The 13,231-nt window shown below is 59.7% G+C and carries 13 protein-coding genes, 1 tRNA gene and 1 pseudogene; 11 read left to right on the top strand and 4 right to left on the bottom strand.

The genetic code is table 11. The features are described 5' to 3' along the window. Positions 1 to 3: 3 nt before the first annotated feature. Together AC0L2U_RS32580 and AC0L2U_RS32575 are read right to left on the bottom strand one after the other, a co-directional pair. Positions 4 to 486 carry a hypothetical protein gene (locus AC0L2U_RS32580; protein WP_473603412.1) on the bottom strand — a complete coding sequence of 161 codons (483 nt, stop codon included), beginning with the start codon at positions 484 to 486 and terminating at the stop codon, positions 4 to 6. 388 nt (positions 487 to 874) lie between these two features. After that, a complete protein-coding gene (locus AC0L2U_RS32575; protein ID WP_473603411.1) occupies positions 875 to 2,623 on the bottom strand; it encodes a metallophosphoesterase in 1,749 nt (582 codons plus the stop codon). 167 nt (positions 2,624 to 2,790) lie between these two features. Here AC0L2U_RS32575 and AC0L2U_RS32570 point away from each other — a divergent pair, with 167 nt between their 5' ends. Next, positions 2,791 to 2,973, top strand: a complete 183-nt coding sequence (locus AC0L2U_RS32570) for a hypothetical protein (RefSeq protein WP_473603409.1) — start codon at positions 2,791 to 2,793, stop codon at positions 2,971 to 2,973. A gap of 404 nt (positions 2,974 to 3,377) precedes the next feature. Here AC0L2U_RS32570 and AC0L2U_RS32565 read toward each other — a convergent pair whose 3' ends face one another. Together AC0L2U_RS32565 and AC0L2U_RS32560 are read right to left on the bottom strand one after the other, a co-directional pair. Next, positions 3,378 to 3,671 (bottom strand): hypothetical protein, encoded by a 294-nt coding sequence (locus AC0L2U_RS32565; RefSeq protein ID WP_473603408.1) that lies wholly within the window; start codon positions 3,669 to 3,671, stop codon positions 3,378 to 3,380. 101 nt (positions 3,672 to 3,772) lie between these two features. Next, positions 3,773 to 5,062, bottom strand: a complete 1,290-nt coding sequence (locus AC0L2U_RS32560) for a PIN domain-containing protein (protein ID WP_473603407.1) — start codon at positions 5,060 to 5,062, stop codon at positions 3,773 to 3,775. A 504-nt stretch (positions 5,063 to 5,566) separates the two neighbouring features. Between AC0L2U_RS32560 and AC0L2U_RS32555 the strand changes: the two are divergent. The 10 genes and pseudogenes from AC0L2U_RS32555 to AC0L2U_RS32510 all read left to right on the top strand — a co-directional run bounded on the left by AC0L2U_RS32555 (position 5,567) and on the right by AC0L2U_RS32510 (position 13,131). Then, positions 5,567 to 6,137: pseudogene (locus tag AC0L2U_RS32555) on the top strand (recombinase family protein). Then, positions 6,137 to 6,559 carry a hypothetical protein gene (locus tag AC0L2U_RS32550; RefSeq protein WP_473603405.1) on the top strand — a complete coding sequence of 141 codons (423 nt, stop codon included), beginning with the start codon at positions 6,137 to 6,139 and terminating at the stop codon, positions 6,557 to 6,559. The pseudogene AC0L2U_RS32555 and the gene AC0L2U_RS32550 overlap by 1 nt, the downstream one beginning before the upstream one ends. Before the next feature lie 521 nt (positions 6,560 to 7,080). Next, positions 7,081 to 8,253, top strand: a complete 1,173-nt coding sequence (locus AC0L2U_RS32545) for a ComEC/Rec2 family competence protein (RefSeq protein ID WP_473603404.1) — start codon at positions 7,081 to 7,083, stop codon at positions 8,251 to 8,253. A 4-nt stretch (positions 8,254 to 8,257) separates the two neighbouring features. Beyond that, positions 8,258 to 10,495, top strand: coding sequence for a Mov34/MPN/PAD-1 family protein (locus AC0L2U_RS32540; RefSeq protein WP_473603403.1), 2,238 nt, complete (start codon positions 8,258 to 8,260; stop codon positions 10,493 to 10,495). Beyond that, the gene (locus AC0L2U_RS32535) at positions 10,495 to 11,229 is read left to right on the top strand and encodes a hypothetical protein (RefSeq protein WP_473603401.1); all 735 of its coding nucleotides are present in this window, start codon (positions 10,495 to 10,497) and stop codon (positions 11,227 to 11,229) included. The genes AC0L2U_RS32540 and AC0L2U_RS32535 overlap by 1 nt, the downstream gene beginning before the upstream one ends. Before the next feature lie 128 nt (positions 11,230 to 11,357). After that, a complete protein-coding gene (locus AC0L2U_RS32530; RefSeq protein ID WP_473603400.1) occupies positions 11,358 to 11,597 on the top strand; it encodes a DUF3800 domain-containing protein in 240 nt (79 codons plus the stop codon). After that, a complete protein-coding gene (locus AC0L2U_RS32525; RefSeq protein WP_473603399.1) occupies positions 11,549 to 11,878 on the top strand; it encodes a hypothetical protein in 330 nt (109 codons plus the stop codon). The genes AC0L2U_RS32530 and AC0L2U_RS32525 overlap by 49 nt, the downstream gene beginning before the upstream one ends. Positions 11,879 to 11,889: 11 nt before the next feature. Further along, the gene (locus tag AC0L2U_RS32520; protein WP_473603397.1) at positions 11,890 to 12,183 is read left to right on the top strand and encodes a hypothetical protein; all 294 of its coding nucleotides are present in this window, start codon (positions 11,890 to 11,892) and stop codon (positions 12,181 to 12,183) included. Positions 12,184 to 12,535: 352 nt separating this feature from the next. After that, entirely contained in the window at positions 12,536 to 13,018 is a 483-nt protein-coding gene (locus AC0L2U_RS32515; RefSeq protein ID WP_473603396.1) for a helix-turn-helix domain-containing protein, read from the top strand. Between the two features lie 6 nt (positions 13,019 to 13,024). Continuing rightward, a tRNA-OTHER gene (locus AC0L2U_RS32510) sits at positions 13,025 to 13,131 on the top strand. Positions 13,132 to 13,231: the final 100 nt, after the last annotated feature.

The raw sequence follows: 13,231 nt of genomic DNA, 5'->3' as shown, positions 1-13,231 counted from the left end.
GGCTCAGCCTTTGTGATGTTCAACACGTTTGATGATGAAAAAATTTTGTTTCAGATAGGACACTAGGAATAGCGCGACCAATGCCAAGAGCCCGACATTGACGGCCGTTCCGGCTGATACCGCGGTGCCAAAGGACTGCAGGTTATAGGCCGCAAAGACCACCACCAAGAGCGCAAAGATGGTGCGGTACATATTGCTGGTTTCGAGCAGCACTAGAATTTTCTCGTCTTTGGCGCTGGCGTCGATGAAGGCGGGGTAATTCCGCCTCGGGAGCAGGCGTACAAACCGTAGTATCGGATCGACGAGGATCGAGCCCACCCGGCTGACAATCATGCCCAGGAAATAGTAGACTACCAGATCGGCGACCACAGACAGGCTTTCAAAGTGGTAGATGCCGAGGATTGAGAGAAGGGCGCTCAGAATGGCGCCGGGCACTAAGTTGTTGAAAAGATTGTAGGACGAGATCTTGGCTAAGATATCGGTCATGCGCGCCCCCCGCCAGAGTAGCGAATATAAGGAGTCTCTGTATCAACTGCAACACACCTTTTTCTATCTTTTGCTGTATTCCCTTTGGCGCCAGGTTGTAGAAATGTGTTACACAAATGCTTGCTGACGGGCCAACACGTAACAACCACTGCGCCAATAGAGCCCGTAAGCGTAAAGCAAAAAGCAGAGTCCCATAAGTTCTATTATTATGGAACTTATATTTATCATTTCGTTTCAGTGACTTAGCTTCTCATAATATCCGTTATGTTAAATTAGGGCTGATCTCATTACGGGAGGATGCCGGTAATTGTCACGCAAGGAGGCTGCATGAGCTGGGCAGACGGCCACGCAAATTCGTCAGCCGGATCAGCGACGCGAAGGTCCAGCGCTAATGAACAGAAAAGGGCTGTTCTATCAGATGCGGCGCCAACCTCGGTTCAGGCACGTAGGCCGGAGACGGAGTGCCCAAATTGGCGTCGTTGACACGCCATTCGTCGCGTCTGGGGATCTTGGTGAGCCCAACAGGGAATACCGTGACTTTGTCGTCCTGGATTCGCAGTCTCAGCAAGTGCCTGTGGCTGTCACGCCGCATCGAACTGAACGCGTCATTGTGGTTCATGTTCAGCCAGCGGGAGGTCACATAGAGATAGACGCCAAATAGGGTGCCGGCGATCAAACCGCCAACCGCAGTCATCTCGGCGCCATAAAGCCAGAACGACAAGCGTGGCCATGCTCCCAGATAGACGAAGCGGCCGTTGAACCAGGATACGATGTCTGCAGTCAGTAGTACGCCAAGGCAATGCGCCAGCGCATTGACAGCTGAAACCAGCCAAATCTTCGCGCCACCACCTTCCTGCTTTATCGTGTAGCCCCAGAACCCGGCAAAAAACAAAGCCGGCGCGATGTAGTAGATGTCTACGGGCAGGAACGATCCGGCCAAGGCCACCAGCCAGTAGAGGCTTCCGAGCACCATGGCGAACGCAGGATTGTAAGCCGCAAATCCGAAATTGCCAGCCAACATGGAAAGGCTTTCGGCTTTCGACGGGTAGACGGCTTCCCTACCCTGCCCGTCGGACCCTAGGGCCAGTTTCTTGATCTGGTTGTTCAGCCAAGTGTAGCCATCTGCCTTTCGATCCAGATCGACAGATGCTTCTACCTGATGGGTGGGATGCAGAAAGGCCCCTCCTCCACCCGAGGTGACAAATTGGGTGTTTCCGTCATCAGCAACATATCGGCTGTAGTGGTGCGTATCTCCGGACAGGACCAGGGAAACCGTAAGGCCCTTTTTTTGATTTAACGCTATCCATCCGATATAGCTCATGACGCTCAGGGCCTTATTTCCGGGCGGTCCGGTGTAGAGCCAGCCAGGCTCCGGCCCGCAGAGAATGATCTTGGTGTTGGGCGGCATCGCCTTAGCGATTTCTATAAAGTACTCTTTCTGCGGTTGGTCGACATCGTCGTCCAGCTGCGCGTCGATCGCCCACAGCCACCAATTATCCGTAAGCTGAACGGCGAAATAGCTCCGCCGCTGGTGCGTGCGCCATCCACCAAGGTGCATGTGGTCTTTTCGACAGAAAAGCGAAAGAAAGATGACGAGGCCATCGTACCAATCATGATTACCAGGCGGAGCAAAAACCGGCGGTCCTTTGATAAGACGCTGGTTAGGATCTGGGAACGCCCACTCATACGCGTCGCGCAGTTGCTTTTGGTACGTTTCGGGCGCTGCGCGGGGGTATACCTCGTCTCCCCCCATGAAAAGCATCTGTCCGCGCTTCAGCGAGTGGCCGTCAACCGAAAGCGTTTCCTGCGCGAGAAGCGAGGCAATCGCGTAGGTGGCGTCGAATCCGTCGCCCAGGTCGGCCACAAAATCGATCCAGACAGCGCCCTCGTCATCCGGATCCAAGGTCCACAGTTGCTCGTTATCCTTTCCCGGGAGGAACTGTTGGGCACGAGCTACCAGGTCTTCAGGCGGCACTGTGTCAAGGGCGGCGACGATCAACCGCCGATCAGCATACTGACCAAAAAGGTCTGAGAGTATGACCCGCCACATCAGGCGTAACAGCAGGGCTGGGTGGAACCAGCCAGTCATCTTGGGGTACTTGAAGAGGCCTTTAAGATCGGGTGGGACCGTCGGCATGCTCAGGCTCCGTGGAATCGTAGATAATCGACAGTTCTAGGACATACGCAGATAGCGGAAGCCTGGATTTATTAGGCCGCTCACTTGACGCCTGAATCCAACTCCAGAGTGTTGGCTCCATAAGGATCAACAGCTGCGGAAGCGTGAGGCCTCCGAGGGAAGGGCTTGTGAAAATCGTGTGGCGCGTAGGTTACCGTGACGGTGTTCCCGGTGGTGCTTTTAAGCTCGCCGTTGGCAGCGAGGGACGCGTGACCAAGGCCGACAGCCACCCCAATAACCACCAGGCCAATCAATGCATTGCCCAGCGATTTGTGCATATTCCCCCAAAGAAAAACCCCGCATTATTGTGACGCTATTTTACAGGCTTCTACAAGACCATTCAGGCACTTGTCCCAGAAAGAAACGAATGGACTCTCATATTCGCACTGACGCACGAAAAGGCCTCGCCAATTTGGGCATTTGCAGTATCCGATCCGCCGAGACCAGCAATGCACCGCGTCTCTAGCTTGGCGCGGATGACTTGCCTGGCATAAGGACCACGATGGCGGCCTCCTCTTCTTGCCAGAATTTGGGGCTCGCTACCCTGATATAGACTGCTGTTAAGGGGGCCTGCCAGGCAAAGGTCGTCATCCGGAACGACAGTTCGAGCTGCCGCCCGAAGCTTCAAAAGGTGTCGGACCTCCGACGCGCGTATGCATTTTCACCCCATGGGCCGAGGCGTCCTGATATCTAGAAGACCGTTGTAGGGCTCGATCTAACGGCCACAGCGTTCGACCATCTCATCTGCGATCGCCAGGAGACTGTAGGCTTCGACCTTGCGGCTGACGGGTATAAGAAGCTCGGCCGGCTTGGTCAGGTTCTCGGCCTCGACGGTACGCCGCACTGCGCCGCTGACGTCCCCATCGTCGGGAAACAGCACGTCGACCTCGAAGAACTTCTCGCCGCGCTGATGACGGAACAGATCGCATGTCAGAGCGCCACGCTTGGTCGGTTTCCTTTTCGGCCACCGATCGTAGTAAAACCCCTCAGGATCATGCTTCTCTGGCATCGGCGGCATTCGGATAGTAGGCATATCGATGTATGTTCGCGTAGCAAGACCAGTGGGTTGAATAAGCGACCTACGCAGGCTGTCATGCTCCTTTGCCATTCTCATGATGTCCGACATAGGCCCAATACCACGTGCGAGATCTGCGAGCGCGCCTTTGCCGTGGAGATGTCGAACGTGGACTGCGCGCTGCGCATTGCCGCCAATTGGGGACCAAGACCGCCAATCAGTCCGCGAGACGCCTTATCCAGTTCGGAGATCCTCAGACCGCCGCCGGGCACTCTCAGTGTAGCGATATCAACGGCTTTCGAAGCAGCAGGCGGCCGCTTCACGATTCGTCGAACCGTCGGCGCAACAGGCGGTGCGGGCAGCTTGGGAATCGGGGGGAGCGCGTATTGCCTGTTGACGTCATTCTGATCCTCGTCATCGTCCGGATCATGTGCGTCATGACTCAAATCGATGTTGCCGATAGCCTCAAACGACACGCGCATCTTTGACGCCGGTCGAGTGCCGCCGTTAGCAACGCCAAATGTTAGGGCTATCTCGGCCTCGGGCTCCGTGCGGTCCTTGTGCAGCGATTCAAAGGTTGAGCGACACGCGTCGATCCATTTCGGGTAGGCTTCGGACGAGTATTTCCCAATCGCTTCAGCATCCGGCGCTTCGTAGGAAATTTCGGTTCCATCGGCCTGAATCTCGGCTTCCGGAGCAGCAAAATCCTCCTTTGCAGGGTGCCGCGCTTTCAGCTTGCCGATCAGCTGGTCAATCTCGGACGGCTCAAGTGCCAAAGCGACCCGGCGGACCACATTGGCCGCTGTTGCCTCGCCTGAGGCGTTCGCGATGCTAATGACGGGCTCCTGCGCCCTATAGATCGAGATGTCCTTTTCCAGTTCCTTGATTCGCTTCGCCTCGGTGGTCTCTTCCGGCGGTCGCTTCCAACTCCCCGGGATCAGAAAGAAGGAAACGCCGATGCCCTGCGCAGTGGATGCCGCGACACTGTCATCTGTCAGCATTGAGACGGAGGCGAATGTCTCATCCTTCGAAAGGGTGGCGACAGTCCCGACAATCCGGTCGTCGTTGATGCTGTAGTCAAGTGAGCTGGCGAGGTCTGGGGCGGGCTGGATGATAGGCATGAGCCGGAGCACGACACGCGGTCCAGTTTCCTGGATAACGACTTCCGGCGGAAGGGTCCCAAGCATTCCCCGTATGCGCACCAAAATCTCGATCGCCCGCTTGCGCGTTCTGCCGGCACCCTTCTTGTGCTTGTCGATCTCCGCCAAAACGGGCTTGGTTAATGCGATCACAATCGGGTCCACCGCGAGGTCGAGCCAGGGGATCTCTTCCAGGCGCTTGCACTCGAAGAAGAGATTCGTATGGGCTACAAACACATGCTCCATTCGCCCCTCACAAGCGGTAAATCCGGTCGAATCACATCGCTTGCGCGGAGTTCGCCGATGTCATTGGTATATAGCGAGGCGAGAACATTTCCGCAACAAAACTGCCGGTCATTACTTGGCGAGCCATTCCGACTAAGCACGAACGTCGATCTTCGCCACCATGCCGCTCTGAACTGTGAGCTGTACGACCAAGACAAAAGCTTGCGTGCCAATAATCATGTCTTGAAACGCTCGGGTTTGACTCGCTCGTCGCGAACATCGGACGTCTGGTTTTAGCCTGAGCGGCTCGCCCAATGTCGCCAGTGAGGCGCAAAGCTGCCGGTGAAATGCCCAAGGCGAGACATTTGCTCCTAAAAATATGCCATTTCACTATGTCCGGCAAACGACCGTTTTCCGGACACTCGGCCAAGGTGACGTGAAATTGGCAAAACGGCAGCAAATTCTGTTCGGAAACTATGTGCGGAATTCTATTGTGCGGAAAACGTCATGTGAGACTATCCGTACATGCTCATCGGATACGCCCGCGTCTCGACTGTCGACCAGAACTTGGATCTGCAGCGCGACGCCCTGACCCGCGCCGGCTGCACCAAGATCTTCGAGGAAAAGAAGTCCGGCCGTGCCGGCACCAAGCGACCGGAGTTCGAGGCGGCCCTCGCTTTCCTCCGCCCCGACGACATCCTGGTCGTCTGGAAACTCGACCGGCTCGGCCGGTCCCTCGTCGAGATGATGCGCACGACCGACACGCTGCGGCGCCAGGAAGTTGCCTTCCAGAGCCTCACCGAACACTTCGACAGCGAGACCGCGCACGGACGGTTCGCGTTGCAAATGCATGGCGCCATGGCAGAGTATTTTCTCGACCTCAACCGCGAGCGCACGATCGAGGGGCTAAAGGCCGCCCTCGCCCGGGGCCGGAAAGGCGGGCGCCGCAGAAAACTCTCCGAGGCGGATTTGGAGGCTGCCAGCGCCTTGCTGAAAGCGGGCACGATCCTCAGACATCGCCAAGCGGATGGGCGTGGCCCGCACCACGTTCTACGCCTATTTTCCAGCGGCCCGCAGCCAAGGGAAGGCCGCCTGATGCCGATCCGCAAGCACCGCCGCTGGTTCTACCCGATCGATTGGCCGGAGCTGTCCCAATGGGTGCGGTTCAAGCGCGCCAAAGGCCGTTGCGAAAACTGTGGCCGGCCACACGGCAAGACAGCCGCGCACCTCGGCGACGGCCGCTGGTGGGATGAAGAAGCCGTTGTTTGGCGGTCTGGCGCGGGGAAGGCCTTGCCCGAGCTCCCTCCCCTTCTCGAGTGCTCAGAACCGCTCATGCACACCAAGGTTGCCCTCGCGGCCGCGCACCTCGACCTCTCGAACAACGCGCCGAAGAACCTCCGCGCATTTTGTCAGCGCTGCCATATGCTGCACGACAAGCCGGAGCACCTCCGGCAACGCGACCTGACCTACAAAAGACGCAGGGCGGTCGGCGATTTATTCGGCGGGCGATACGAGTAACATCCGTCACAGCCGGTTGAAGCCAGCCGGTACTGCGTCGACGTGCCGGCTAGGGCAGCGTATCCGGACAAGTGCACCGGGGTTCGCAGCCGACAGCACGCGCGGCGGCGGGAACTTTACTGCCAGCAATGCACGTCTTGCGCTCTGGGGTATCCGCTACCATATGTAAAAAGACATACCTGCCATGCATCGCCGCCTGCGGCGTTTTGGCCTGTTTGGCCTGTTGACAACTTGCCAAATAATCGTACCCTCAGTGCAACGCGCTGCACGAACGTATTTACTTCATTTTAACGCTGTGCCATAAAAAAGGCAGGCGGTGATTCCACCGCCTGCCTTCTGTTTGTGCGTACCTGCGGACGTGGCGCCGTAAGACTGCCCAGACCACAGGTCCGTACCGTTGCAAGTCGGTTCTAGTGCCCCAAGGCCCCATTGACAAGCCACAGGCATAGTCGCCGGCGGCGCGCGCACGCGGAGTTGATCCGCTGCGCGGCCGTTCCGGCCAAACACAGGAACCGACCTTAATGCCCGCAAAACTGACCTTCTTCCCCGTTGGCAACGGGGACATGGCGCTGATCGAAATGAACAACAAGCAGACGATCCTCGTCGACATCAACATCCGCACCGCCGCCGACGACCCTGATGACGACACCTATGACGTCGCCAAGGATCTCAAGGGACGCCTGCCGCGTGACGATAAGGGCCGGCTCTATGTCGATGCGTTCCTGCTGTCGCATCCGGACTCCGATCACGTGACTGGATTGACGACGCACTTCTATCTCGGCCCGCCCGAGGATTTCCCGGAGGGCAACGAGGACCTTATCCTGATCCGTGAAATGTGGTCGTCGCCGATCGTGTTTCGCCGCGCCAGCACGCAGCATACACTCTGCGACGAGGCCAAAGCCTGGGCAAAAGAGGCGCGCCGCCGGGTCAAGCTGTTCCGCGAGAAGGGCTTGGCCGGCACCGGCTCGGGCGACCGCATCCTGATCCTGGGCGAGGACAAGGACGGCAAGACCGACGATCTGACCGACATCTTGGTCAAGCAGGACGAGCTGCTGACCGCGGCCGATCGCGTGAACGCCGGTCAGTTCGAAGGTCGCCTGCTCGCGCCGATGTATGTCGATGAAGACGACAAGGAGCTGATCGAAGAACTCGAGAAGAACAACTCCTCGGCAATCGTGCGGTTCTCCATAGCCGGCGACGGTTTCGCCGACCGCTGCCGCTTCCTGACCGGTGGCGACGCCGATGTCACGATCTGGGATCGGCTGTGGCAGCGCCACAAGGACAGTAACAAGGACTGGCTGAGCTACGATGTCATGGAAACGCCCCACCACTGCTCCTGGCGCACCCTGAGCCATGACCGCTGGTCGGAACTGGGCGAGAAGGTCAAGGTCTCCGAGGACGCCAGGAACGCCCTGTCGCAGACGCGCGAAGGCGCCATCATCGTGGCCTCGTGCAAGCCCATCAAGAAGGACGATGACAACCCGCCGCACGAACGCGCCAAGCGCGAATACGTCTCAATCACGTCCAGCGATCGCTTCATCTGCACAACCGAATATGCCGAAGAGCATGATGGCCCGGTGGAATTCAACATCACCAGCGCCGGGACGGCCAAGAAGCAGGCGCTGACGCCCAAGAAGGCCGCGGCGATCGCCGGCGTCAGCGGCGTGACGACGACGCCCAGGGCTCACGGCTGAACCTATGGCCCCGGCAGACATGCAGCGGCACGCAGACCATTTTCTGCGTGTCGCCAACGAGATTCCGCAATGCGTCGCCTGCGGCCTGATCGCCGTCAGTGAGGACGCGGCTGCGCTGTTCCTTGATCTGGCCGTGGAGATGCCGACCCATTGGGTCGCCAAGGGCGGTGCCCCCAATGGCGTTCTGGCGGTCGAGCGCGTCGAGGTCACGCTGCGCCCCGGTTATCCGTGGCGCTGCCCCACCTTCGCCCTACGCGCTGATTTCCCACGCGACATGGCTCACCTGACACCCGGGTCGGACCACGTTCGTCCGACCCCTTGCCTCGTCGACGGCAATCAGGATGAATTTTTCAACCAGCACGGGCTGCTCGAGCTCGGCATCGGCGCGATCGTCAACCAGATGGGCATCTGGCTCGGCCGCGCCGCGCTCGGCACCCTGATGGACCCGGACCACGGCTGGGAACCGGTGATGCGTCAGGGCCTGCCGGACCGGGTGATTATCGATGCGGACTACGCCCGCAGCCAGGTCACCGACAAGACGGGCTCCGTGTGGCTTGCGACCAGATTCGCGAAGGGCAAGGATCTCTCTGGCAAAACGGGTTACACCCTTTCGGCGAACAACGAGCTCGCCGCGGTCTTCGGTGACATAAAGCCGTTCCCGTTTGAGCCTCAAGGCGAAGACCGCTACAGCGGCATCAGCGTGACGGCGCTGATCTGGCCGCCAAAGGATGCCATCACCAGCATTGTCCTCCCCGAGACCGTCCAGACGCTCGACGATCTGGCCAAACGCGCTGTGGCGCTGGGTTGCGGCGCGGAGTTCGACCGGTTTCTCGGCAGGCTCGAACTTCGATGGAAGACCAAGACCACAGCCGCGGTTCTACCGGTCGCCGTGGTGCTGTGCGCGCGGCGCCCCTTCCCGCTCATCGGCCGGGATTCGACGATTGAGTTGCTCCCCTACTTGATCGAGATTACGGCGAAGCCGAAGCGGGCGTCCCTGTTCGAAGGCCCGAACGAGAAGACGGTCGTCGCCATGGAGCAGCTGGACCGCACCACCCCGAAGCTCTTGCGTACCGTGTCGGCCGCTCCGATTTTCGCGCCGTTCAGCCTGGTCGGCTGCGGCAGTGTCGGGTCAAAGGCTGCCTTGCACCTAGCCCGGGCCGGCGCCGAGATCCTCGCCGTGTCCGACAGCAACGAGCTGCGACCGCACAATATGGCCAGGGACGCCCTTGTGCGGGTCCCCCTGCCCTGGCCGAAGGCCTTCGAACTGGCCGAGGAACTGGGTCCGCTCGGGCAAAAGCCCGTGGCCCACCTGATCGACGTCGTCAAGGGCCTGAAACGGCCCGAGGACCGGTTGAAGATAGCGCCTGCAGGCACCGGGACCCTGATCAACACGACCGCGTCGAGCCTGATGCGCGACGCGCTGTCGATGGTCACCCCGACCGAGCTGCCGGCGCGCGTGGCCGAGATCGCGCTGTTCGGCCGCGGCCGCGGCGCTTTTGTCTTCCATGAAGGCGCAGGCCGCAATCCAAGCCTTGCCGATTTGCAGACGGTCCTGTCGGCGACGGTGACCGCTTACGAGCGGACCCTGCTGTTCGATCCCGCGTTCGGGCTTGCCCAGATCCAAATCGGCGAAGGCTGCGGCTCGATGACCATGCCGATGACCGACGCGCGCCTGTCAGCAATGACCGCCACAGCCACCGAAGAGCTGATGCGGCTCGCGATCGCCAATCCTGATGACGGAGAACTCGTTGTTGGCGTGACGGAGCCTGATAACCCGTCGACGCATTGGCGCCGCCTGGCGGTGCCCAAATTCCTGGAGATTCCGGTGGAGGGCGGGGAATGGACGCTGCGCCTGTCGTCTGATGTCGCCTGCATGATCCGCGAGGAGATCGCCAAATATCCCAAGGTCGAGACCGGCGGGCTGTTGATTGGGTCCTGCAGTTCCTTGCGGAAGACCGTGACCGTGGTCGACCTGATCGAGGCGCCTGAAGACAGCGTCAGGACGCCGACCCTGTTTGTGCTCGGCACCCAAGGCATGAAACAGCGCATCAACACCCGCTTCGAGGACAGCGGCCGCTCGCTGCTCGATGTCGGCACCTGGCACAGCCACCTTGCCGAACAGGGCCCCTCCGGCACCGACCGGCAGACCGCCAAGCAGGTGGCGGCCGAACGGGCCCCGCCGGCAATTCTGCTGATCGCCACCCCCGGCACCTATCACGCCATCATGCACAAGAAGGCCTGATGAACGACTATCTCGACGCCTATTCCATCAAGGCTCGCCTCGCGCCGGCGGCGCTGGCTATCGCGCCGGTGATCGTGTTGATTGTCCTCGCCTTCAATTGGGCTCAGCCTAGCCTGCCGGAGGCGATCATCGGCGTTGCCGTCACGGTCCTGTTCTTCGCAGCGTCCAACATCGCGCGCCGTCTCGGCAAGCGGAAGGAACGGCAGCTGTTTGCGACTACGGGCGGGCGCCCGGAAAACCGGGAGCTCAGTCACCTCGACAAGACCCTCGATGACAAGACCAAAGAGCGCTACCGGCAGTTCCTGGCCAAGCAGCTTGGCCAGCCTGCACCGACCCGGGATATGGAGATCGAGGATCCCGACGAAGCCGCCTCCTTTTATGTCCAGTGCTACAACTGGCTGCGCGAGAACACCCGCGACACTGACAAGTTCCGGATTCTGTTCAACGAGAACATCACCTACGGCTACTACCGCAATCTGCTCGCGCTGAAGCCCTACGGCATCGGGCTCAACCTGCTGACCATCGCGGCTGCGGCGGCAATCATCTATTACAAACCCGATTTCGCGGAACTGACCCATGGCAAGCTTGTGGCACTGGGGATTCTGGCCGCCGTGCACGCCTTATATCTGCTGTTTGGCGTCACGAAACGGGCAGTGTTTGACGCGTCGAAAGCCTACGCCCGCCAGCTCACGCTCAGTTGCGAGGCCCTGATCGTGCAGATGAGGGCGGGCTGACCTGTTCTGCGGGCAGACCGTGACTACGTTGCTTTCCTGGCAGTTGCGCGCCCTTAGACGCAGGCCTGTCGAAAAGCTGTACAGGTTTCGTCTTGGGCCAAGCTGCCCGGGATAGGGAAAGCCTTTAAGTGACAGACCGCGAAATTCACCTCTACCTCGATGACAGCGGCAGCCGTGAGCCAGACAGAGAGCCCAAAGAGAAGCGTCGGGACGAAATGGATTATTTCGCCCTCGGCGGCATCCTCATCAACGAGGAAGACGTCGACGAGCTTTACGCTCGCCACAAGGCCTTTTGCCATAAACACGGCATCACCTACCGTTGCACTCCTGGGCGATCCGGGGCGGTCGCGGCGATTTCGGCTGGCTGAAGAAGCCCGAGGCCGCTTTTGAGTTCCTAGGCGACCTGCAGGGGATGCTGCTTGAGCTGCCCGTGATCGGCATCGCCGCGGTGATCGACCGACCCGGCTATGTTGCCCGCTACCGCGACCGGTACCGGGACCAACTCTGGTTCATGTGCAAGACCGCCTACTGCGTCCTGATCGAGCGCGCTGCCAAATACGCCCGTAGCCAGGACCGCAAGCTGCGTGTGTTCTTCGAGAGGGCTGGCAAAGCCGAGGACCGCCACCTGATAGCCTACACGCGGATCTGAAGACGCAGGGGATGCCGTTCGATGGCGTCAACTCCGCCAGCTACGGGTCATTAACCGCTGAGGAGTTCAAAGACATCGTGCGCGGGGAGCCGCGCGGCAGAACCAAAGCCACGCCGATGTTGCAGATCGCCGATCTCTACCTCTATCCGATGGCCAAGGGCGGCTATGACCCGTCCTACCGGCCCTACAGGGCCCTGATGGACCACAAGCGTCTCATCGACGCGCACCTGCCGCCCGAGGAGTTGGCGTCCCGTGGCATCAAATACAGCTGTTTTGATAGGATAAAAAACAAAGACCCGGACTAGCCGGGCTTTCGTTTTGAAAAGTTCGGCTGGCGCCTGGCGCCAACCCCGGAGCGATGCTCACATGCAAAGTATGGGTATTGAAGCTCTCTTTGTCAACACCCTCCGGGTGAACCTCTGCTCGGGGGGCCTCTATCTTATCGCTTGCATATAGCACGGTTCGTCTGATCGACAGTTCATATTATCAAGTCATCTTCTTTTGGGTGCAGCGCGGTTCCCCGGCCCCTGAATCCAAGGACACAGGCCGGACGAACCTTGAAACACCCTCCCCCTGAATCCAGAATCGCCCCCAATGCCCTTGCGTCATCACGGGAAACCACCATATCTGGATACAGTTCACCACAAGGAGCCTCGCATGGCCCAGCCAGAAACCGCCAAAGCAGACGTCGATAAGCTACGCACCAACGAGAAGAAGTGGACCAAGGCACTCATGGCCACGGGCTGGAGCGCGTTCCCCAACATCATCATCGAGAAGCAGCAGGCTCTCGGCCTCGATGCGCTCGACATGAACATCATCATCCACCTGGTCCAGTACTGGTGGCTGCCCGACAACCTCCCCCACCCCTCGGTCGAGACGATCGCCAAGGCAATCGGGGTGACGCCCCGCACCATTCAGAAACGCATCGCAGCCCTCGAGGCACTCAAACTTCTTGGCCGGGAAGAACGGCGCAACACGCCCAATGGCAGCATGACCAACCGCTATCACTTCGACGGGCTGATCGAGGCCGCCAAGCCGTTTGCATTGGAGAAGGCTGCCGAGATCAAGAAGGCAGCGCAGGAGAGGTCGGACCGGTTGAAGCGCAAGAAGCCGCAGCTGGTCGTGGACAACGATGCATAAGCAGATCGTGGCGTAGCTCAGAGGATAGAGCGCCTCGCTTTCGAGCTGGGTGGTGCGTGACACCGCTATCTAGGGGCGAGGAGGTCACAGGTTAGGTCCTGTCGTCACGCCCATCGTTTCCCATGCCGCGCCTAGATGTTTAGTCCCGGCATTTGCTGGAGCGGATCGAGTTTGAAGCGTTCCGGTTGTGACGCCCACGCCTTGCAGATGAAC

The sequence above is a fragment of the Mesorhizobium sp. WSM4808 genome, from assembly GCF_055811675.1.
Note: the sequence above shows the minus strand (reverse complement) of the source record. Positions and strands in the feature narration are given on the sequence as shown.